The sequence below is a fragment of the Cobetia sp. PDI-12MA genome (assembly GCF_059507695.1).
The window spans coordinates 3,821,936-3,843,379 of record NZ_CM183351.1; the positions used below are offsets into that span (position 1 = coordinate 3,821,936).

At 61.3% G+C, this 21,444-nt stretch carries 23 protein-coding genes; 3 read left to right on the top strand and 20 right to left on the bottom strand.

Annotated elements, in window-relative coordinates:
* Positions 1-4: 4 nt before the first annotated feature.
* Complete coding sequence (locus tag AC5WNI_RS16155) at positions 5-1,843, bottom strand: putative bifunctional diguanylate cyclase/phosphodiesterase (protein ID WP_175090315.1); 1,839 nt, start codon at positions 1,841-1,843, stop codon at positions 5-7.
* Between the two features lie 297 nt (positions 1,844-2,140).
* Between AC5WNI_RS16155 and fabA the strand changes: the two genes are divergently transcribed.
* Complete coding sequence (fabA, locus tag AC5WNI_RS16160; RefSeq protein ID WP_043334808.1) at positions 2,141-2,656, top strand: 3-hydroxyacyl-[acyl-carrier-protein] dehydratase FabA; 516 nt, start codon at positions 2,141-2,143, stop codon at positions 2,654-2,656.
* 13 nt (positions 2,657-2,669) lie between these two features.
* Entirely contained in the window at positions 2,670-3,887 is a 1,218-nt protein-coding gene (fabB, locus tag AC5WNI_RS16165) for a beta-ketoacyl-ACP synthase I (protein WP_043334810.1), read from the top strand.
* A gap of 152 nt (positions 3,888-4,039) precedes the next feature.
* Here fabB and AC5WNI_RS16170 read toward each other — a convergent pair whose 3' ends face one another.
* The 5 genes from AC5WNI_RS16170 to AC5WNI_RS16190 form a co-directional block, all read right to left on the bottom strand.
* Positions 4,040-4,759 (bottom strand): lysophospholipid acyltransferase family protein, encoded by a 720-nt coding sequence (locus tag AC5WNI_RS16170; protein ID WP_175090314.1) that lies wholly within the window; start codon positions 4,757-4,759, stop codon positions 4,040-4,042.
* A gap of 60 nt (positions 4,760-4,819) precedes the next feature.
* Positions 4,820-5,704: a sugar nucleotide-binding protein gene (locus AC5WNI_RS16175; protein WP_175090313.1), complete on the bottom strand. Its 885-nt coding sequence runs from the start codon at positions 5,702-5,704 to the stop codon at positions 4,820-4,822.
* A gap of 62 nt (positions 5,705-5,766) precedes the next feature.
* Positions 5,767-8,274, bottom strand: a complete 2,508-nt coding sequence (locus AC5WNI_RS16180) for a bifunctional diguanylate cyclase/phosphodiesterase (RefSeq protein WP_175090312.1) — start codon at positions 8,272-8,274, stop codon at positions 5,767-5,769.
* A 443-nt stretch (positions 8,275-8,717) separates the two neighbouring features.
* Positions 8,718-9,374, bottom strand: coding sequence for a single-stranded DNA-binding protein (ssb, locus tag AC5WNI_RS16185; RefSeq protein WP_131432841.1), 657 nt, complete (start codon positions 9,372-9,374; stop codon positions 8,718-8,720).
* Between the two features lie 87 nt (positions 9,375-9,461).
* Complete coding sequence (locus AC5WNI_RS16190; RefSeq protein ID WP_175090311.1) at positions 9,462-10,877, bottom strand: MFS transporter; 1,416 nt, start codon at positions 10,875-10,877, stop codon at positions 9,462-9,464.
* A 207-nt stretch (positions 10,878-11,084) separates the two neighbouring features.
* On the opposite strand from AC5WNI_RS16190, the gene uvrA reads away from it, so the two are divergent.
* A complete protein-coding gene (uvrA, locus tag AC5WNI_RS16195) occupies positions 11,085-13,964 on the top strand; it encodes an excinuclease ABC subunit UvrA (protein WP_175090310.1) in 2,880 nt (959 codons plus the stop codon).
* 183 nt (positions 13,965-14,147) lie between these two features.
* On the opposite strand, the gene rplQ is transcribed toward uvrA, so the two are convergent.
* The 14 genes from rplQ to rpsN all read right to left on the bottom strand — a co-directional run bounded on the left by rplQ (position 14,148) and on the right by rpsN (position 21,441).
* Entirely contained in the window at positions 14,148-14,534 is a 387-nt protein-coding gene (gene rplQ, locus AC5WNI_RS16200; protein WP_043334820.1) for a 50S ribosomal protein L17, read from the bottom strand.
* Positions 14,535-14,580: 46 nt separating this feature from the next.
* Positions 14,581-15,579 carry a DNA-directed RNA polymerase subunit alpha gene (locus tag AC5WNI_RS16205; RefSeq protein ID WP_043334822.1) on the bottom strand — a complete coding sequence of 333 codons (999 nt, stop codon included), beginning with the start codon at positions 15,577-15,579 and terminating at the stop codon, positions 14,581-14,583.
* Between the two features lie 74 nt (positions 15,580-15,653).
* Positions 15,654-16,274, bottom strand: coding sequence for a 30S ribosomal protein S4 (gene rpsD / locus AC5WNI_RS16210; RefSeq protein WP_043334824.1), 621 nt, complete (start codon positions 16,272-16,274; stop codon positions 15,654-15,656).
* A 12-nt stretch (positions 16,275-16,286) separates the two neighbouring features.
* Positions 16,287-16,670 carry a 30S ribosomal protein S11 gene (rpsK, locus tag AC5WNI_RS16215; RefSeq protein ID WP_043334827.1) on the bottom strand — a complete coding sequence of 128 codons (384 nt, stop codon included), beginning with the start codon at positions 16,668-16,670 and terminating at the stop codon, positions 16,287-16,289.
* Positions 16,671-16,700: 30 nt separating this feature from the next.
* Positions 16,701-17,057 carry a 30S ribosomal protein S13 gene (rpsM, locus tag AC5WNI_RS16220; RefSeq protein WP_024950672.1) on the bottom strand — a complete coding sequence of 119 codons (357 nt, stop codon included), beginning with the start codon at positions 17,055-17,057 and terminating at the stop codon, positions 16,701-16,703.
* Positions 17,058-17,188: 131 nt separating this feature from the next.
* The gene (gene rpmJ / locus AC5WNI_RS16225; protein ID WP_077373351.1) at positions 17,189-17,302 is read right to left on the bottom strand and encodes a 50S ribosomal protein L36; all 114 of its coding nucleotides are present in this window, start codon (positions 17,300-17,302) and stop codon (positions 17,189-17,191) included.
* A 34-nt stretch (positions 17,303-17,336) separates the two neighbouring features.
* The gene (gene secY / locus AC5WNI_RS16230; RefSeq protein WP_043334831.1) at positions 17,337-18,671 is read right to left on the bottom strand and encodes a preprotein translocase subunit SecY; all 1,335 of its coding nucleotides are present in this window, start codon (positions 18,669-18,671) and stop codon (positions 17,337-17,339) included.
* Entirely contained in the window at positions 18,672-19,106 is a 435-nt protein-coding gene (gene rplO, locus AC5WNI_RS16235; protein WP_043334834.1) for a 50S ribosomal protein L15, read from the bottom strand. It lies immediately after the preceding gene.
* 3 nt (positions 19,107-19,109) lie between these two features.
* The gene (gene rpmD / locus AC5WNI_RS16240) at positions 19,110-19,292 is read right to left on the bottom strand and encodes a 50S ribosomal protein L30 (protein WP_024950669.1); all 183 of its coding nucleotides are present in this window, start codon (positions 19,290-19,292) and stop codon (positions 19,110-19,112) included.
* A 6-nt stretch (positions 19,293-19,298) separates the two neighbouring features.
* Positions 19,299-19,799, bottom strand: a complete 501-nt coding sequence (gene rpsE / locus AC5WNI_RS16245; protein WP_054556902.1) for a 30S ribosomal protein S5 — start codon at positions 19,797-19,799, stop codon at positions 19,299-19,301.
* A gap of 11 nt (positions 19,800-19,810) precedes the next feature.
* A complete protein-coding gene (rplR, locus tag AC5WNI_RS16250; RefSeq protein ID WP_024950667.1) occupies positions 19,811-20,161 on the bottom strand; it encodes a 50S ribosomal protein L18 in 351 nt (116 codons plus the stop codon).
* A gap of 9 nt (positions 20,162-20,170) precedes the next feature.
* Entirely contained in the window at positions 20,171-20,701 is a 531-nt protein-coding gene (gene rplF, locus AC5WNI_RS16255; protein ID WP_166020051.1) for a 50S ribosomal protein L6, read from the bottom strand.
* A 9-nt stretch (positions 20,702-20,710) separates the two neighbouring features.
* Complete coding sequence (gene rpsH, locus AC5WNI_RS16260) at positions 20,711-21,103, bottom strand: 30S ribosomal protein S8 (protein ID WP_043334840.1); 393 nt, start codon at positions 21,101-21,103, stop codon at positions 20,711-20,713.
* 32 nt (positions 21,104-21,135) lie between these two features.
* Positions 21,136-21,441, bottom strand: coding sequence for a 30S ribosomal protein S14 (gene rpsN / locus AC5WNI_RS16265; RefSeq protein ID WP_043334842.1), 306 nt, complete (start codon positions 21,439-21,441; stop codon positions 21,136-21,138).
* Between the last annotated feature and the right edge of the window lie 3 nt (positions 21,442-21,444).

The following is a 21,444-nucleotide window of genomic DNA, read 5'->3' on the forward strand; positions in this document are numbered from 1 at the left end:
GCCGTCAGGCGGCCTTGATGGCCAGATTGCCGGCCTCGTAGCCATTGAGTCGCTCGATGACCTCCCCCGCGGGCGCCGGCCGCGAGAAGTAGAACCCCTGGATCCAGCCGCAGCCATTCGATACCAGGTATTCACGCTGCTCAGCGGTCTCGACGCCTTCCGCGATCATCTCCATGCCCAGGCCCTTGGCCATCGCCAGCACCGCCATGGTGATGGCGGCATCCGCTCGCTCGCCGGGCAGGCTGCGGATGAAGGCACGGTCCAGCTTGAGCTTGTCCACCGGAAGATCCTTCAGATAGGCGAGTGACGAATAGCCGGTACCGAAGTCGTCCACCGCGATCTGGTGGCCGCGGGCGCGCAGGGCGGCCAGACGCCGTGAGATGTCGCCGGCACGCTCATCCAGCAGTACCGACTCCGTCAGCTCCAGCCCGATGGAGCTGGCGGGCACGTCATACTCCAGCAACAGGCCCGCCAGTGAGGCTTCAAAGCCACCCTGGATCAGCTGCAAGGCAGAGACATTGACCCAGATGCACAGGCGGTGACCGGCACGCCGCCAGCTGGCCTGCTGCTGTACTGCCTCGCGCAGTACCCAGTTGCCCAGGCGCAGCATCAGGCCGTGGCGCTCGGCCAGCGGCACGAATTCGGCCGGCGAGATAGCGCCCCGCAGCGGGTGCTTCCAGCGCAACAGCGCCTCGACACTGGCGACCTTACCGGTGCTGGCATCGTGCTGACATTGATAGTGCAGCTGCAATTGCCCCTGGCTCTCGATGGCGACCCGCAGGTCATTCGCCAGCCCCAGCTGCAGGTCACCACCCGCATCCAGTGCGGGCTGGAAGCGCATGTCGGTATTGCGGCCATGTCGCTTGGCGGCATACAGGGCACTTTCCAGGCGCTGCATCAGCACATCGGCGTCAGCGCCATCCTCCGGGGCGCGGCAGCTGCCGATCGACAGTGCCAGGTGCAGCGCCTGATCGCCGATCTCGAAGGGCTTGGTCAGCACCTGGCGCAACTCTTCCACCCAGGCGGCATGCTCGCCACCTGCCGTGGAACGGAGAATGACAAACTCGTCGCCACCGATGCGCCCGACCACGCCGCCACGCGCCAGCGCCGTCAGACGCTGGGAGAACTGCTGCAGCAGGCGATCCCCCCCTTCCGCGCCCAGGGCATCATTGATGCTCTTGAGCGCATCGATATCGATCAGTGCCAGGTCCATCGCCTCCCCTGCGCGCAGGCCATTGAGGCGACTGACCAGCAGGTCGCCCAGTCGGCGACGATTGGGCAGGCCCGTCAGGGCATCTTCCAGCCCCAGGCGCTGCAGGTCCTGCTCGCGTGCCTTGTGGCGGGTGATGTCGGTAAAGAGAGCGACATGAAAGACGTCGCCGCCCTGCTCGATACGGCGCGCCCGCAGCCACTCGGGGTATTCATCCCCCTGCTTGCGCTGATTCCAGACCTCGCCTTCCCAGTGACCATTGACCTCGAGCGCCTGGCGATAACGGGCATGAAACTCCTCGTCGTGGCGCCCCGAAGACAGCAGGGAAGGGTTGCGACCAATGATCTCTTCCGGTGCGTAACCGGTGATATGACTGAAGGCAGCGTTCACGGCCAGCACCCGATTGTGGCGATCACTGATCACCAGACCATCACTGCTCAGGTGCACGGCGGCCTCCAGAAGCTGACGATGCAGCAGCTGGCGACGACGCTGGCGCACGATGTCCAGACCCGCCAGAACGGCAGGCAGCAACGCGGCAAGACGCAGCTCGAGCCCCGGCAACCAGGGCAGCGCTGTCAAGGCAACGAGCGCCCCGATGATCAGGGGCCGATTGAAGTGGGCTTGCGGCCACATAAGCAGCTCTCGGTGAAAGGGGGCATCGGGGAGGATCCTGCATTTGCAGGGCGCGGGCCACTCTCGGCATGGCTCCAGCGGGTTGCGACCCATGCCGGCAAAGAGGACCCCGTGCGAATCACACACTAGCTCCTATCGACCACTTTCCCCCCAGCTGTAGGACTTATTTGCACCCGCTCTTGCTGCCCTTTAGTCTGGCCCCCACGTGCATTCAGGGGTGCCAGCCATTAGACTAGCCCCATTCAGGCGCTCAGGTGCCTCGTACGGCATTACCATCCCGCTACTCGGAATGACTCAGTGACCAAGCAACACTCCTTTACTCGCGACGAGCTGCTGGCCTGTGGCCAGGGCGAACTCTTCGGCCCGGGCAATGCGCAGCTGCCTGCTCCCAACATGCTGATGCTGGATCGCATCACTCACATCAGTGAGGAAGGCGGTAGCCACGGCAAGGGTCAGCTGATTGCTGAGCTGGATATCTCTCCGGACCTGTGGTTCTTCGACTGCCACTTCCCGGGTGATCCGGTGATGCCGGGCTGCCTGGGCCTCGATGCCATGTGGCAGCTGGTAGGCTTCCACCTCGGCTGGCTGGGCAATCCGGGCCGTGGCCGCGCGCTGGGCTGCGGTGAGGTCAAGTTCTCTGGCCAGGTGCTGCCGACTGCCAAGAAAGTGACCTACACCATCAACATCAAGCGAGTCATCACTCGCAAGCTGATCCTCGGCATCGCCGATGGTACAGTGACAGTTGACGGTCGCGACATCTATCAGGCCAACGACCTGCGCGTCGGTCTGTTCACCTCCACTGCGAACTTCTGAACGGGAGGCTCCCATGCGTAGAGTGGTAGTCACCGGGCTGGGCATTGTTTCCTGCCTGGGCAATGATCGCCAGCAGGTCCTGGAATCGCTCCGCGAAGGACGTTCTGGTATCCGCCGCAAAGAGGAATACGCCGAGCTGGGCTTCCGTAGCCACGTGGCCGGCGTTGTCGACATCAATCTCGAAGACCACATCGATCGCAAGCAATTGCGCTTCATGGGGGATGCTGCGGCCTATGCCTACATCTCCATGGCGCAGGCGATTGCCGATTCCGGTCTCACCGAAGAGCAGGTCTCCCATGAGCGTACCGGCCTGATCGCCGGTTCCGGTGGCGCTTCCTCCGCGAACCAGGTCGAGGCCGCTGACGTGATGCGCGCCAAGGGCCTGCGTCGTGTCGGTCCCTATCGCGTCACTCGCACCATGGGCTCGACCGTCTCTGCCTGCCTGGCCACGCCGTTCAAGATCAAGGGTATCAACTACTCGATCTCCTCGGCCTGTGCCACGTCTGCCCACTGCATCGGTAGCGCCGTGGAACAGATCCAGCTGAACAAGCAGGACATCGTGTTCGCCGGTGGCGGTGAAGAAGAGCACTGGACCCTGTCCTGCCTGTTCGACGCCATGGGCGCCCTGTCCACCAGCTACAACGACACGCCGGAAACCGCGTCGCGCCCGTACGACAAGACCCGTGATGGCTTCGTCATCGCGGGTGGCGGCGGCATGCTGGTGCTCGAGGAGCTGGAACACGCCAAGGCACGCGGCGCGAAGATCTACGCCGAAGTGACCGGCTATGGCGCGACCTCCGATGGCCACGACATGGTGGCACCGTCCGGCGAAGGTGCAGCACGCTGCATGCGTCAGGCGATGGCGACCGTGAATGGCGATATCGACTACATCAACACCCACGGTACCTCGACGCCGGTGGGCGATGTGGCCGAGCTCAAGGCCATCCAGGAAGTCTTCGGCGCCGCCAGCCCGGCAATGAGCTCGACCAAGTCGCTGACGGGTCACTCTCTGGGCGCCACTGGCGTACAGGAAGCCATCTACTCCATGCTGATGATGGAGAACGACTTCATTGCCGCGTCTGCCAATGTCAGCGAGCTGGATGACCGCGCCGAAGGCCTCGACATCGTCACGACCCGTCGTGATGGCGTCAAGATCGACCGTGTGCTGTCCAACAGCTTCGGCTTCGGTGGCACCAACGCCTGCCTGATTCTGGAACGTTTCCAGGACTGATTCAGCGCGCGTTCAGCAGACATGCAGTCTGCAGATTCGCGCTGGTGTGAGACACGAAAAGGCCGCCCTTCGGGGCGGCCTTTTTGGTGGCTGTCCGGTACTCGCTGGCAGCACCGGATGAATCAGGTGAGCAAAGGGAAGGCGCCAGACAGTCAGGCGCCGACGCTATCGGCCGCCGCTTCCTCTTCCAACGGCGGACGCTGGACGCTGGAGATTTCCTGCAGCTTGGCCTCGACCCAGGCCTCGACATCGGCGATCACCGCGTCCGGCTTGCGACCCGCCGTCTCGATGGCCGGGCCATAGGCGACATGGATGGTGCCCGGGCGCTTGATCCAGCTGTCATTGGGCCAGATCTCACCGGCATTGTGCGCCACCGGCACCACCGGTACACCGGCACGGCAGGCAATCGCGGCACCGGACTTGTTGAACTTCTTGCGAGTCCCCGGCGCGATGCGCGTGCCTTCCGGGAAGATCAACACGGTAAAACCGTCCTTGAGGCGCTGGGTGCCCACTGATAGCACCTGCTTGAGCGCCTTGGCCGGCTGGGTGCGATCCAGTGGGATCGGCTCCAGCAGCTTCAGCCCCCAGCCGAAGACCGGAATCTTCAGCAGCTCCTGCTTGAGCACGGTGCATAGCGGGCGCTTGGCCACCTGCAGATAGATAGTTTCCCATTCGCTCTGGTGGTTGGCCAGCAACACGCAGGCCCCCTCAGGCAAGGTGTCACGCCCGCTCACCCGCACCTTCACGCCACAGGTCAGACGGAACCACCACAGCACGATATGGTTGTAACTATGCAGGACACGGTAGCGCGCCTGTAGCGGAAGGCAGGCCGCCAGCGGCACCAGCACCACGGCACTTAGCAGCAACGCCATGAAATAACCTACATAAAACAGCACGCTACGCAGCGCATTCACAGGCACAGTCTCCACAGGTCAGATCGAATCAGAGCGAGATGAACCGGAAGCGCGCTGCGCGATCCAGTCATCCATCAGGCGGGATAGTTCGAGGCGCCACGGTTTCTGATGCACACCGAAGGTGTCCAGCACGCGGCGGCAGTTGAGCACACGCCGCAGCGGCGTACCGGCGTTGAGGGTCAGCGCCTTGAGCGGGCCTGCGGCCACCGTCTCGCCCAGCCCCTCGAGGCGGGTGATCAGCTGGGTACGCACGACACTGACGAAGGCGTAGGTACTGGTGGGCTCGGTGCCGGCCAGATGGTAGGCCCCCCAGGCACCCGCACCGCAGCGCTGTTGTTGGAGCATGCCGATCAACGCCATCGCCACGGCATCGACACTGGTCGGACAGAGGATGACATCCTCGGCGGCACGCACCTCTTCTCCCGCCAGCAGGCGCTCGATCAGCGTCGGCAGCCAGGCATCACGTCCTTCGGGACCGAACAGCGGGCCAAGACGTACGATCAGGTGATTGGGCAGCTCGGCACGGATGCGATCACCGGTCGCGATGACGCGGCGCAGCGCCGTATCGATCGGCGAGGGCACCTCATCCTCGTCGAGCAAGCCTTCGCCGCCCTGCTCGAACATCTGATCTGCCACGCACCATACCAGCGGTGTGCCAGTCTCGATGCAGGCGGCCAGCACTTGCTCCACCGCCTCGGCATGCGCCATCACCTCGGCAGGTGCGGAATCGGCCGGGCGTGCGAACGGTGGCACGATGACGACATCCGCCTGACTGGCGCGGATGTCGCCGGCATCAATACGGTCAGACTCGACGGCGTTGAGCTCAAGATCAGCGCGCGTACTGGCCGCACGAATCAGCCCCAAGCCAAGACAATGCCCGGCATCTAGCAGCAAGAGTTTCACAGGCAGGCTCCAGCAAACAGGCGCATCGCCGCAAGAGGCGACGATGCAAAGGTGTCATTCTATCAACCTTGCAGACTGGCTGCAGGCCCGTTGTTGCGTGGAGTGATGGGGATCAGCGGGGCGCCGATCGGTTGAGGACGGCCGATGCCATAGCCTTGCACGAAGTCGACACCGATCAGCTCGAGGGCGGGGATCAGCTCAAGACGCTCGACATATTCCGCCACCGTGATGATGCCCATCTGGGCACAGATGCCACAGATGGCGGAGACGATGGCGGCATCGAGGCTATCGCGAGTCAGGTTGCGCACGAAGGCGCCGTCGATCTTGAGCTGATTGACCGGCAGTTCCTTGAGGTAGGCAAAGGACGACATGCCGCTGCCGAAGTCGTCCAGGGCGAAGCTGCAGCCGAGCCGGCGCATGCTGTAGATGAACTCGCGCGCCTGGGCCAGATTGCTGATGGCCGCCGTCTCGGTGATCTCGAAGCACAGCCGCTGAGGCTTGACGGAGCTTTGCGTGACCAGCGCCGCCAGCTGATCGCGCATGCGCAGGTCACCCATGCTCTGACCGGAGAGATTGATCGCCAGCACGGCATCCGATTCGATGCGACCATCATCGGACTCCAGCACCTGCAGCGCCTGGGTGACGACCCAGATATCAATCTCGGGCATCAGGCCGAATCGCTCTGCCGTCGCCATGAAGTGCGCCGGAGCCAGGTGCTCGCCCGAGTCGTTGACGTAACGCAGCAGCACCTCGTAGTAGGGCTTGCTGGTGGCATCACTCAGCGAGCGGATCGGCTGGATGTACAGCGTGAAGCGATCATTCTCCAGCGCCTCGTGCAGCAGCGGCAGCCATTGCACCTCACGCTGGGCGCGCTCGAATCCCGCATCTCCGTCATGGTAGGCATGCACCTGGTTGCGCCCGCTCTGCTTGGCCATGTAGCAGGCCCCATCCGCCTGCCGCAGAACCTCGGAGGCCTGGACACCGCTCTCGACCGGTGCAACCCCGATGCTGACGCCCAACTGGAATGGACGCCCCTCATCGTAGTAGCGATAGGCACTGACGGCCGCACACAGCGCTTCGGCACGCTCGATGGCCTGCTCGCGAGAACAGCGATAGAGCAGCACGGCAAACTCATCACCCCCCAGGCGTGCCAGTACATCCGTTTCCCGCACATGCGCTCGCATCAGTGCGGAGAGCTCACGCAATACGGTGTCTCCGGCCGCGTGCCCGCAGGTGTCGTTGACCACCTTGAAGAAATCGAGATCCAGATACAGCAGCTGGTGAAAGCCGCCATCAGCCAGCGCCGCGGTGAGAGAGTCATCGAAGGCGGTGCGATTGTGCAGACCGGTCAGACTGTCGTGATGCGCCTGGAAGTTGAGGCGCCGAATCATGGCCTGGCGATAGCTGATGTCGCGGAAGACCAGTACGGCACCCTCGACATCCCCGCTGCGACGGCGCACGGGCGAAGCCTTGAGCTCCACGGCACATTCACTGCCATCGCGTGCCACCAGCAGCGTCTGGCTGGACATGTGCACCACTTCGCCGCGCTGCAAGACCCCTTCCAGCTGGCTGGAAACCGACTGCAACGTACCTTCATGGCGCAGCTGCAAGATGCGCGCCCAGGGGCGCCCGCGGGCCAACGACGGGTCCCAGCCACACAGTTCGGCAGCGATGGGATTGATGTGCTGGATATGGCCCTCGCGATCGAGGCTGATCACTCCCTCATCGATGGAATCCAGCATGACCGCGACCTGATCACGCTCATGACGCAGCTCCCGGGTCCGATACTCCAGCAGGCCATCCAGGCGCGAGCGGTAATGACGGCTGCGCCGCATGCGCTGCTCGGCACTGATGGCCAGTAGCGCCAGCCCCAGCACGGCCAGGGTCGCGATCGCGATGGCCAGAGCCAGCCACATGTTCTGCCCGGAGTTCATGCCAGCCCCGGCAGGAGAGATGATGGGCGTGGTCAGCGGCATCATCACCATCGCCTCCATGCCGATGTAATGCATGCCGGCAATGGCAAGTCCCATCACGCCGGCCGCCAGAGCCTGATAGGTGCGATTGGGGCGGCGCTGGCGCAAGAAGAAGCCTCCCAGCCACAGGGCCGCCGTCGCGGCCACCACCGCCACCACGATGGACACCGCGAACAGCAGCGGGTCATAGCGGTAAGGCATGTTCATCTGCATCGCCGCCATGCCGGTGTAGTGCATCGTGGCGATGCCGCCGCCCATGATGGTCCCGCTCGTCATCAACAGCATCGGCGTCAGGCGTGGCAGCGTATTCACCCAGAGTGCCAGCCCCGAGGCCAGCATCGCGATCAGCACCGACAATGCCGTCAGGCCGGGCGCATAGGTGACCGGAACCTGACATTCATACGCCAGCATGCCGATGAAGTGCATGGCCCAGACACCCAACCCCATCGCCACGGCTCCGCCCACCAGCCAGCCGAGGCTGGTGGCGCGCGAAGGGGCCAGCGCGACCTGACGAATCAGCTGCAGCGCTGCATGTGAAGCCAGCACGGCGACCACGATTGACAGGGCGACCAGTGGGTAGGAATAACTGCCATGCATGAATAACCTCGATCATCAGGGGCATGCCATAGTCGGCAAGACAGGGGCGGAAATCCGACAGCGGCGTCATATCGCCAGCACTCCCTCTGGAGTACCACGACAGGATTCTCAGACCTTGGATTGCCACCCGACAACATTGACAGCCCAGCGGCTTGATACTGAGAGAATACGGCCATGAAGCGTTTTTTGCACAACGCTCGTTTGCAACGCATGTATGAGCCGCAATGGACTGGCGCTCCCCCCCCTTACGCGCGACAAAACCCACTGGATGTCACGCTCTGGTTCATTCTTCATGATCAGCGAAATTTCATGAAAAAACAGACGCTTGAAGAAATAAAACGGAAACCGTCTCATGGTTGATTCAAAAAAAAGCCCTCGCTGAGCGAGGGCCTTTCATCGTTATCGCTTGCGCATTCTATCGGCGCACAGGCGAAAGACTTTATTCAGAACGGGATTTCATCATCGAAATCATCGAAGCTGCCCGCGGGCGGCGCACCGAAGTTGTTGTTCTGGGAATTGTTCTGCTGGGCGGGCTGCTGGCCACCGAAGTTGTTGCCCTGCTGAGGGGCCGGCTGCTGACCACCGAACTGACCGCCTTGCTGAGGGGCCGGCTGCTGACCACCGAACTGGCCACCTTGCTGAGGGGCCGGCTGCTGGCCACCGAACTGGCCACCCTGCTGAGGCGCTGCGGCCGGTTGCTGGCCGCCCTGCTGAGGCGCCTGCTGCGGGCGACCACCAGCGAAGTTGCCACCGCCACCTTCACCACGCGTATCCAGCATCTGCATGTCGTTGGCCACGATTTCCGTGCTGTAACGGTCATTGCCGTTCTGATCCTGCCACTTGCGCGTCTGCAGGCGGCCTTCGATATACAGGCGTGAGCCTTTCTTGACGTATTGCTGGGCCACTTCAGCCAGCTTGTTGAACATCACCACACGGTGCCATTCGGTACGTTCCTGACGTTGACCGCTCTGGCGATCATTCCAGGTGTCCGTCGTCGCGAGGTTCAGGTTGCACACCGCACTGCCGGACGGGGTGAAGCGAACTTCCGGGTCTTGACCGAGATTACCGATCAGAATGACCTTGTTTACGCCACGAGCCATGAAGATTACTCCTGCAAATAGACCGGCGCGCCATGGGCACCGGAGAAGGTATCAAGTGCACCGGCAATGTATCGCCGATGTCAGAGTTCAGCTGGCAGGCACTTCCGCGCCTGCCGGAGTTTCGTCATCACGCTGGCGAGTGAAGCGGGCCAGCGCCTTGTCATCCAGTGTATCGCGTGTGACCTTGAGATAAGCGACCCGTTCCTCACGCACCACGAGCGCCTCTTCCACGCCGGGAATCGCCAGCAGGCGTGTCTGCAGCTCGACGGCTGACAATTGCGAGGCCTCGGGAGACAGGCCGATCACTTCACTGCCCAGATGTCGCGGCGGTTGCATGCCCCACACCACGGCCAGCCACAGAATGGCGACCAGCCCCATGGCGAAGAACACGCCGCTCAGACCGAAATGCCCGGTCAACCAGCCGCCCCCGACACCGCCCACGAAGGCGCCCAGGAACTGACTGGTGGAATAGACCCCCATCGCCGTGCCCTTGGCACCGGCAGGAGCCAGTTTGGAGATCATCGACGGCAAGGTCGCTTCAAGCAGATTGAAGGCAACGAAGAACAGCCACAGCAGGCCGAGGAACATCGCCAGCCCTGCATGCTCGATGCCATCGACACCCAGCAGCAGCAAGCTTGTCGCGATGGTCGCGACGGCCCCCAGAAAGACGGGCTTCATGCGCCGATACTTCTCGGCCACGATGACCAGCGGCAGCATGGCGACAAAGGCCAGCCCCATCAATGGCAGGTAGATCCAGCCATGATGCGCCGGAGCGATGCCGAAGTTGACCAGCTGCTGGGGAATGGCCACGAAGCAGGCGGTCAGGATCATGTGCAGCGCAAAGATCGACACATCCATGCGCAACAATGCGGAATTCGTGAGGATACCCTTGAGCTGGCGCCTATCAAGCCCCACATCCTGATGCTGACGCCTGGGCGCAGCTGGCACCAGCTTCCAGAGCACGAACAGGCTTGCGAGGGCCATCACGGCGGTCAACCAGAAGACCCCTGACAAGCCGAAGGCATCTGCGGCCAATGGCCCTGCGACCATCGCCAGTGCAAAGGCGACCCCGATCGACATGCCGATGGAGGCCATCGCCATGGTGCGAACCTCCTCTCGGGTCTGATCGGCCAGCAGTGCCATGATCGCTCCCGCCACGGCGCCGCTGCCCTGTAGACAGCGCCCGAGGATGATCATCTCGATGCTGTCGGCCGTCGCCGCGACCAGCGAGCCCAGGATGAACAACCCGAGCCCGAAGCCGATCACGGCCTTGCGCCCCAGTCGGTCTGACAGCCAGCCGAACGGAATCTGCAGCAATGCCTGGGTCAGCCCGTAGCCACCCAGCGCCACGCCGACCAGTGTCGGCGTCGCACCGGCGAGGTCACGGGTATAGAGCGCCAGCACCGGCAACACCATGAACAGCCCCAGCATGCGAGTCGCATAGAGGCTGGCAAGGCCGACGATGGCACGGCGTTCCGGCGCGAGCAGTCGAGAGGTTTTCATGGGCGGCGGCGGGCTCCGGAGCATGACAGTCAAGAAGAGGGAGGCCGACCACGTGGGTCGCCGAGATATGACGTCCAACGGTGGTCGCCCACCAATGGACTGCATATTCTAAGGCCCGCTTGACGGCTTTGAAAGCATGCAGCCTTTGCCGGGTGTTTCACCCGCGCCTTATAATCGTTGCTTTTATCGACGCAGCCCGAGGTGGCAATGGACAGGATTCAGGTGAGGGGTGCGCGCACCCACAACCTCAAGAACATCGATGTCGAACTGCCGCGTGACAAGCTGATCGTGGTGACCGGACTTTCCGGTTCCGGCAAGTCATCACTTGCCTTTGACACTCTCTACGCCGAGGGACAGCGGCGCTACGTCGAATCACTGTCCACCTACGCACGTCAGTTCCTCTCAATGATGGAAAAGCCGGACATCGACCATATCGAGGGTCTGTCACCGGCGATTTCCATCGAACAGAAGTCGACCTCGCACAATCCGCGCTCCACCGTCGGCACCATTACCGAGATCTACGATTACCTGCGCCTGCTGTATGCACGCGCCGGTACACCGCGCTGCCCGGACCACGCGATTGACCTGGAAGCCCAGACCATCTCGCAGATGGTCGATCAGGCGCTCGCCCTCCCGGAAGGCAGCAAGCTGATGCTGCTGGCTCCCGTAGTCAGTGGCCGCAAGGGTGAGCATCTCCAATTGCTGTCAGAGCTGCGCGCTCAGGGCTTCGTGCGTGCACGCATCGACGGCGTGATCGTCGAGCTGGATGACCTCAAGCCGCTGGAGAAGAACAAGAAGCATGACATCGACGTCGTCGTCGATCGCTTCAAGGTGCGCGAAGACCTCAAGCAGCGTCTGGCCGAATCCTTCGAGACCGCACTGAACCTGGCCGACGGCAGCGCGCGCCTGCACTTCATGGATGGCGAACAGGAAGACCTCGTCTTCTCCTCGCGCTTCGCCTGCCCGGTGTGTGGCTATGCACTGGCCGAGCTGGAACCGCGCCTGTTCTCCTTCAACAACCCGGCGGGCGCCTGCCCGACCTGTGACGGCCTCGGCGTGAAGCAGTATTTCGATCCCGATAAGCTGATCAGCCACCCTGAGCTGTCACTGGCCGAAGGCGTCATCAAGGGCTGGGACCGCCGCAGCGTCTACTACTTCAGCCAGCTGCAGGCCGTTGCCGAGCATTACGGTTTCGCGCTGGAAGCGGCCTGGGAGTCGCTCAGCGATGAAGCGCGCGACGCCGTGCTCAACGGCAGCGGCCGCGAGGACATTGCCTTCAGCTACGTGAATGACCGTGGCCGCAAGGTGACCCGCGAGCACCCCTTCGAGGGCGTGCTGCCCAACATGGAGCGCCGTTACCGCGAGACAGAATCCAACATGGTGCGCGAGGACCTCGCCCGCTATCTGGCGGTCCAGCCGTGCCCGAGTTGCGACGGCTCGCGCCTGCGTCGTGAGGCGCGCAACGTCTATGTCGATGGCCGCACTCTTTCCGAGGTCGTGCGTCAGCCGATCGGTGAGGCGTGGGAAGAGTTCGGCAAGCTGAGTCTGCCGGGACGCAAGGGCGAGATCGCCGCCAAGATCGTGCATGAGATCCAGGCGCGCCTCGAATTTCTCGTCAATGTCGGCCTCGACTATCTGACCCTGGAGCGTAGCGCCGACACACTGTCCGGCGGTGAGGCACAGCGTATCCGTCTCGCCAGCCAGATCGGTGCCGGCCTGGTCGGGGTGATGTACATCCTCGATGAGCCGTCCATCGGCCTGCATCAGCGCGACAATGATCGCCTGCTCAAGACGCTGATCCACCTGCGCGATCTGGGCAACACCGTGATCGTGGTCGAGCATGATGAGGACGCGATTCGCGCCGCCGACCATGTGCTGGATATCGGCCCGGGCGCCGGCGTGCATGGTGGCGAGATCGTCGCCCAGGGCACCCCAGAGCAGATCGAGGCGACGCCTGGCTCATTGACCGGACAATACCTGAGCGGCGAGCGCGAGATTGCCGTGCCGCCCTACCGCCTTCCGGCCAACCCTGACAAGGTGCTGCGCCTGACCGGTGCCACCGGCAACAATCTGCAGGATGTGACGCTGACACTGCCGACAGGCCTGCTGACGTGCATCACCGGGGTCTCGGGCTCAGGCAAGTCGACGCTGATCAACGCCACCCTGATGCCGCTGGCCGCGCGTGAGCTCAATCGGGCCACCACCCTGACGCCCGCGCCCTACGGCACCATCGAAGGGCTGGACCTGTTCGACAAGATGGTGGATATCGACCAGAGCCCCATCGGACGGACGCCGCGCTCCAATCCGGCAACCTATACCGGCATCTTCACGCCGATACGTGAGCTGTTCTCCGGCACTCAGGAAGCACGCGCCCGCGGCTACAAGCCGGGCCGCTTCAGCTTCAACGTCAAGGGCGGCCGCTGCGAGGCCTGTCAGGGCGACGGCCTGATCAAGGTCGAGATGCACTTCCTGCCCGACATGTACGTGCCCTGCGATGTCTGCAAGGGCAAGCGCTACAACCGCGAGACGCTTGAAGTGGAGTACAAGGGCAAGAATATCCACGAAGTGCTGGAGATGACCATCGAGGAGGCGCTGGAGTTCTTCTCGCCGGTTCCGGCCATTGCCCGCCGCCTGCAGACACTGATGGATGTCGGCCTTTCCTACGTCCGCCTCGGCCAGAGTGCGACCACACTGTCCGGCGGTGAAGCCCAACGCGTCAAGCTGGCGCGCGAACTAGCCAAGCGCGATACCGGCAAGACGCTCTATATTCTCGATGAGCCGACCACCGGCCTGCACTTCGAGGATATTCGCCAGCTGCTGGTCGTATTGCACCGTCTGCGTGATCACGGCAACACCGTAGTCGTGATCGAGCACAACCTGGATGTGATCAAGACGGCCGATTGGCTGATCGACCTCGGCCCGGAGGGTGGCTCAGGCGGCGGTCAGATCATCGCTGAAGGCACCCCTGAGCAACTGGCCACGCAGGAGATCTCGCACACAGGTCGCTTCCTGGCGCCGCTACTGGAGCGCCAGAAAGCCACCAGTGCCACCTCGAGCAGCAAGAAGAAGGCCGAGACCAGCAATTAGGCGTCGGCTTACGCCCCTTCCGCTCCTCTGGCCCACCTCACCCCAGCCCATCCTCAACACACCCCGGGGCGAGGTGGACCTTCCGGAAAATGACACGCCAGTGTCACACGGCCAACTGTCAGGCATAAAAAAAGGCCAACCCGTGAGGGTTGGCCTTTTCTTGTGGACGAAGCAAGCCGAAGCTTACTCTTCGCCCGCTGCCTCGGAGGCAACCGGGCGATCGACCAGCTCGACGAATGCCATCGGGGCATTGTCACCGGCGCGATAGCCGCACTTCAGGATGCGCAGGTAACCGCCCGGACGGGAGGTGTAGCGCGGGCCGAGCTCATTGAAGAGCTTGCCGACCGCTTCCTTGGAGCGCGTGCGAGAGAACGCCAAACGGCGGTTCGCAACGGTGTCCTGCTTGGCCAGGGTGATCAGCGGCTCGATATGACGACGCAGTTCCTTGGCTTTCGGCAGGGTAGTCTTGATGACTTCGTGCTCTACCAGAGAGATGCACATGTTCTTGAACATGGCTTCACGGTGAGAGCTGGTACGGTTCAGGTGACGACCACTCTTACGATGACGCATGGTTGTGATTCCTTACCAGTCTGGGGCTTGAGCCGACCGGGCTTCCTTAAGCGGAAGCCTTGTCGTCCTTCAGGCTTGCGGGCGGCCAGTTTTCCAACCGCATGCCGAGGGACAGACCACGCGCGGACAGCACGTCCTTGATTTCATTCAAGGACTTCTTGCCGAGATTCGGGGTCTTCAGCAGCTCAACTTCGGTGCGCTGAATGAGATCACCGATGTAATAGATATTCTCGGCCTTGAGACAGTTCGCACTGCGAACAGTCAGCTCAAGATCGTCTACGGGACGGAGAAGGATCGGATCGATTTGATCTTCCTCTTCTTCGACTTCCTGTTCCTTGTCTGCTTCCAGATCAACGAAGGCGGCCAGCTGCTCCTGCAGGATAGTTGCGGAGCGGCGGATCGCTTCTTCCGGATCCAGTGTGCCGTCGGTTTCCAGGTCGATCACCAGCTTGTCGAGGTTGGTGCGCTGTTCAACACGCGCAGCCTCGACGGCATAGGAGACCCGACGAACCGGGGTAAAGGTCGCATCCAGCTGGAGGCGGCCAATGGCACGTGATTCGTCATCAGCAGAGATGCGTGCATCTGCCGCTTCGTAGCCGCGGCCACGAGCGATCTTGAGCTGCATCTTCAGCTCGCCACCATCATTGAGGTGAGCGATGACGTGATCCGGATTCACGATTTCGAGATCGTGGTCGCCAGCGATGTCGCCAGCAGTCACGATACCCGGGCCCTTCTTGTTCAGCGCCAGCACAGCTTCGTCGCGACCATGCATCTTGATGGCCACGTCCTTGAGGTTCAGCAGGATTTCGATCACATCCTCCTGCACCCCTTCAATGGCGCTGTACTCGTGCAGAACGCCTTCGATCTCAGCTTCCACGACGGCACAGCCGGGCATGGAAGAAAGCAGGATGCGACGCAGAGCATTCCCCAGGGTGTGGCCGAAACCACGCTCGAAGGGTTCGAGGACGATACGCGCGTGATGGGCGCTGACTTCCTCGACCTTGATATCGCGAGGACGGAGAAACTCTGTCACTGAGCGCTGCATAAGAACACCTTTAAGGCTGCCAAACGGATAATCTGGGTACTCCAGCCGGGCCGACGAATCGGCCCGGCGTTACATTACTTGGAGTACAGCTCGACGATCAGGTTTTCGTTGATATCGGCAGACAGGTCGCCACGCTCGGGGACAGCCTTGAAAGTGCCTTCCATCTTCTTGGAGTCGACGTCGACCCAGGAGACATCACCGCGGTTGGCAGCGAGTGCCAGAGACTGCTGGATGCGAGCCTGGTTCTTGGCCTTCTCACGAACGGTGACCACATCGCCAGCCTTCACTTTGAAGGAAGCAACGTTGACGGTACGGCCGTTCACGGCGATCGCCTTGTGGCTGACCAGCTGACGTGCCTCGGAACGCGTGGAGCCGAAGCCCATGCGGTAGACGACGTTGTCGAGACGAGTCTCGAGGAGCTGGAGCAGAACCTCACCGGTCGCACCCTTGAGGCGAGCGGCTTCTTTGTAGTAGTTGCGGAATTGCTTTTCCAGCACGCCGTACATGCGACGTACTTTCTGCTTTTCACGCAGCTGCAGGCCGTAGTCTGAAAGACGCTGACGGCGCTGGCCATGAACACCCGGGGGTTGTTCGGATTTGCACTTCTTCTCGAACGGAGTCACGCCACTCTTCAGGAAGAGGTCGGTGCCTTCACGACGAGACAGTTTGCACTTCGGTCCAATATAACGAGCCATGAGTCTGTCTCCTTAAACGCGGCGTTTCTTCGGCGGACGGCACCCATTATGCGGGATGGGGGTCACGTCGGTGATGCTTTGCACGCGGAAGCCTGCGGCATTGAGAGCACGCACGGCGGACTCACGACCCGGACCCGGGCCCTTGACCAGCACGTCGACGTTCTTCACACCATATTCGGCTGCAGCGGTCGCTGCACGTTCACTTGCGACTTGCGCAGCGAACGGGGTGCTCTTGCGAGAACCACGAAAACCCGAACCACCGGCAGTTGCCCAGGAAAGAGCATTGCCCTGGCGGTCTGTGATCGTCACGATAGTGTTGTTAAAAGAGGCGTGGATATGCGCGATGGCATCCACTACCTGCTTTTTAACCTTCTTGCGCTTACTCGGGTTAGCCATTAGATGTTTCCTGTCTAAACGCCAGTTCGTTTACTTGCGAATCGGTTTACGCGGACCTTTGCGTGTACGTGCGTTGGTCTTGGTGCGCTGACCGCGCAACGGAAGACCACGACGATGGCGCAGGCCACGATAGCAACCGAGGTCCATGAGACGCTTGATGTTCAGCGTGATCTCACGACGCAGGTCGCCTTCGACGGTGTACTTACCCACCTCGGCACGAACCAGGTCCAGTTGTTCAACAGACAGATCAGCGATCTTGACGCTCGGTTCTAAACCGAGAGCGGCGCAGATCTGCTGTGCACGCGTACGGCCAATCCCGAAGATATAAGTCAGCGAGATCGCCGCGTGCTTGTTGTCCGGGATATTGACGCCAGCAATACGGGCCATCAGTTTTCTCCGAAAGGTTAGCGGCGGATTTTACATCCACAAAGGGCGCAATAGCATACCCCTTGATCCCATTGGGAACAAGGGGGTATGCCAGCACCCGAGCTTGTATTCAGCTAAGCGGGTCGAGGGAATTAACCCTGACGCTGCTTGTGGCGGGGCTCAGTGCAGATGACCCGCACTGCGCCACGACGCCGAATGATCTTGCAGTTACGGCAAATTTTCTTGACGGAAGCTCGAACTTTCATCGTTCTCTCCAGTTTGCTAACAGGGGCTGCGCAATCAGCGCATCATGCCACCGCTGCCATAGCCTTTGAGGTTGGCCTTCTTCATCACCGACGCATACTGATTTGACATCAGATGCGACTGCACCTGGGCCATGAAGTCCATGACCACCACGACCACGATGAGCAGAGAGGTGCCGCCGAAATAGAACGGAACCTGCCATGCAACAACGAGGAATTGAGGCATCAGGGAGACTAGGGTGATGTAGAGGGCGCCGAACAGCGTCAGGCGAGTCATCACCTTATCGATGTAACGGGCGGTCTGTTCGCCTGGGCGAATACCCGGCAGAAACGCTCCTGACTTCTTGAGGTTGTCAGCAACATCCTTCGGATTGAAGACCAGCGCCGTGTAGAAGAAGCAGAAGAATACTACAGCGGCAGCGAAAAGCAAGATATACAGTGGCTGACCCGGCCCGAGAGCCTGAGATGCCGTCTGCAACCATTGCATGCTTTCACTCTGGCCAAACCATTGACCCATCGACGCAGGGAACAGCAGGATGCTTGACGCGAAGATCGGCGGGATGACCCCGGCCATGTTGACCTTCATCGGCAAGTAGCTGCTCTGACCTGCATACATCTTGTTGCCAACCTGACGGCGCGGATAGTTCACCGTGATGCGGCGTTGGCCGCGTTCGATGAACACCACGAAGGCAACGGTAATGACTGCGAGCAGCGTCAGCGCCAGCAGCGGAAGCACATTCCAGGCACCATCATTGCGCGCCAGTTCGAAAGACTGGCCGATGGCACTCGGCAGCCCGGCGACAATACCAGCAAAGATGATCAGTGAGATCCCGTTGCCGATACCCTTCTCGGTGATCTGCTCTCCCAGCCACATCAGGAACACTGCACCAGCCACGAACGTACTCACGGCGGTGAAGTAGAAGCTGAAGTCAGCGGAATAGGCGACACCGTTTCCGACCAGTCCGACTGCCATGCCGATCGATTGGACCAGGGCCAGTACTACCGTGCCGTAGCGCGTGTACTGGCTGATCTTGCGACGGCCGGCCTCGCCTTCCTTTTTCAACTGCTCAAGCTGAGGCGAGACCACCGTCAGGAGCTGCATGATGATCGACGCGGATATGTAGGGCATAATGCCCAGCGCGAAGATACTCATTCGCTCCAGTGCACCACCGGAGAACATGTTGAACATGCTCAGGATGGTGCCCTGGTTTTCCCTGAACAAGGCAGCAAGCTGGTCAGGATTGATACCGGGAACGGGGATGTGTGCACCGATTCGGTACACCACGATGGCGATGAACACGAAGCGCAAACGCGCCCAGAGTTCGCTCAACCCACTTCCCTGCATCGCCGGTACGTTTCCTGACTTAGCCATTTAGTCCTCTACCTTGCCACCGGCAGCTTCGATCGCAGCACGGGCACCCTTGGTGACCTTAATGCCGCGAACCGTGACTGCCTTGTCCAGTTCGCCGGAGAGCATGACCTTCGCGAACTTCGTGGAATCACGAAGCACGTTGGCCTTCTTCAGCGTTTCGAGGTCGACGATCTCGCCGTCTACCAGTGCCAGTTCGCTCAGGCGCACTTCTTCGGAAATCAGAGACTTCGCGGAAGTGAAACCAAACTTCGGCAGGCGACGCTGCATAGGCATCTGACCGCCTTCGAAGCCCGGCTTGACGCTGCCACCGGAACGGGACTTCTGGCCCTTGTGGCCACGACCGCCGGTCTTACCAAGACCGGAGCCGATACCACGACCGACACGCTTTGCAGCGTGCTTGGAGCCCGGGGCCGGACTCAGGGTATTCAATTTCATGGATTACTCTCCCTCAACACGGACAAGGTAGTGAACCTTGTTGATCATGCCGCGTACCGCGGGGGTGTCTTCCAGCTCGACAGTGTGACCGATGCGGCGCAGGCCAAGACCTTTCATAGTGGCCTTGTGCTTTTCGAGGACGCCGATGGTGCTGCGGATCTGGGTTACCGTGATCTTAGCTGCCATGGTGCCTTACCCCGCAATCTTGTCGACAGACAGGCCACGCTTGGCGGCGATGTCTTCCGGAGATTTCATGGCAGCGAGACCGTTGATGGTCGCGCGCACCACGTTGACCGGATTGGTGGAACCGTAGCACTTGGCCAGGACGTCATGGACGCCAGCCAGTTCGAGCACGGAACGCATCGCACCGCCGGCAATGATGCCGGTACCTTCGGACGCTGGCTGCATGTAGATCTTGGATGCGCCGTGACGAGCCTTCACCGGATACTGCAGGGTGTGGCCCTTCAGGTCGACCTTGATCATGTTGCGACGAGCTTGGTCCATTGCCTTCTGGATCGCGACCGGCACTTCACGCGCCTTGCCACGGCCGAAGCCAACACGACCATTGCCGTCACCAACGACAGTCAGAGCGGTGAAACCGAAGATACGGCCGCCCTTGACTACCTTGGCGACGCGGTTGATCTGCACGAGCTTCTCTTGCAGGTCACCGCCCTTCTGTTCGATATTCGCCATCGTAAAACCCTTTAGAATTCCAGGCCGCCTTCACGTGCGGCATCGGCCAGGGCCTTCACGCGACCGTGGTACTTGTACCCGGAGCGATCGAAAGCCACTTGCTTGATACCCGCTTCCTTCGCGCGCTCGGCAATCAGAGCACCCACCTTGGCGGCGGAGTCCGAGTTACCGGTAGAACCTTCGCGCAGGCTCTTGTCGAGCGTGGATGCGGTGGCCAGGACCTGGCCGCCATCCGGCGAGATGATCTGCGCGTAGATGTGACGCGGGGTGCGGTTCACGCACAGGCGAAACACGCCCAGCTCGCGGATTTTCGCACGAGCGCGGCGGGCACGACGGAGACGAGATTCTTTCTTCGCGTTCATAACCCTGCCTTACTTCTTCTTGGCTTCTTTACGACGGACGACTTCGTCGCTGTACCGAATACCTTTGCCCTTGTAGGGCTCCGGCGGACGGAATGCGCGAATCTCTGCGGCGACCTGACCCAAAGCCTGCTTGTCAGCAGACGTGAGGACGATCTGAGTGTTCTTCGGCGTTTCAGCCGTAACACTTGCCGGCAGTTCATAGTCGACCGGGTGTGAGAAGCCCAGTGTCAGGTTGATTGTCTGGCCTTTGGCCTGGGCACGATAACCCACACCATTGATTTCCAGAGACTTGGTGAAGCCTTCGGAAACACCAGACACCATGTTGTTGACCAGAGCACGAGTGGTACCAACCATTGCCCAGTTCTTGGCGGTCTCGGACGGAGCGAAGGTCATCTGACCTTCTTCCATAGAGATGACCACGTCCTGGTGGACGGTCAGTTCCAGCTGGCCTTTGCTGCCCTTCACGGTCAGCTTGTCGCCGTCGAGCTTTGCCTCGACGCCGTTCGGCAATTTAACCGGATACTTGGCTACGCGGGACATTCCAAACTCCTAGAATACGGTGCAGAGGACTTCGCCGCCGACACCAGCTTGACGGGCCGCACGATCGGTCATCACGCCCCGGGAGGTGGAAACGATCGCAATACCCAGGCCATCTGCGACTTTCGGAAGCTCACCCTTGCCTTTGTACTGGCGCAGGGACGGCTTGGAAATACGCTTGATGCTCTCGATAACCGACTTGCCTTCGAAGTACTTGAGGGTCACGGTCAGTTCCGGCTTGGCGCCTTCTGCGACGGCAAACTCGGAAATATAACCCTCTTCCTTCAATACGCGGGCCACTTCAACCTTGAGCTTGGAAGACGGCATGGTAACCGTCTCCTTGGTGGCCATCTGCGCATTGCGGATACGGGTGAACATATCCGCCAGAGTGTCTTGCATGCTCATTTACGTTGCGCTCCTGAATTCTTGCAGTGGTGTTACCAGCTGGACTTGGTCAGACCAGGCACGTCACCACGCATAGCGGCTTCACGCAGCTTGTTGCGGCTCAGGCCGAACTTGTTGTAGTAGCCGTGCGGACGGCCAGTGATACGACAGCGGTTACGCTGACGGACCGGGCTGGCATCACGCGGCAGCTGCTGCAGCTTCAGCTGTGCGTCGAAGCGCTCTTCTTCAGAAGCGTTGACGTCGTTGATGATGGTCTTCAGTGCGTCGCGTTTGGCGGCGTACTTAGCGACCAGCTTGGTGCGCTTGAGCTCGCGCTCAACCATGCTTTTCTTTGCCATGAT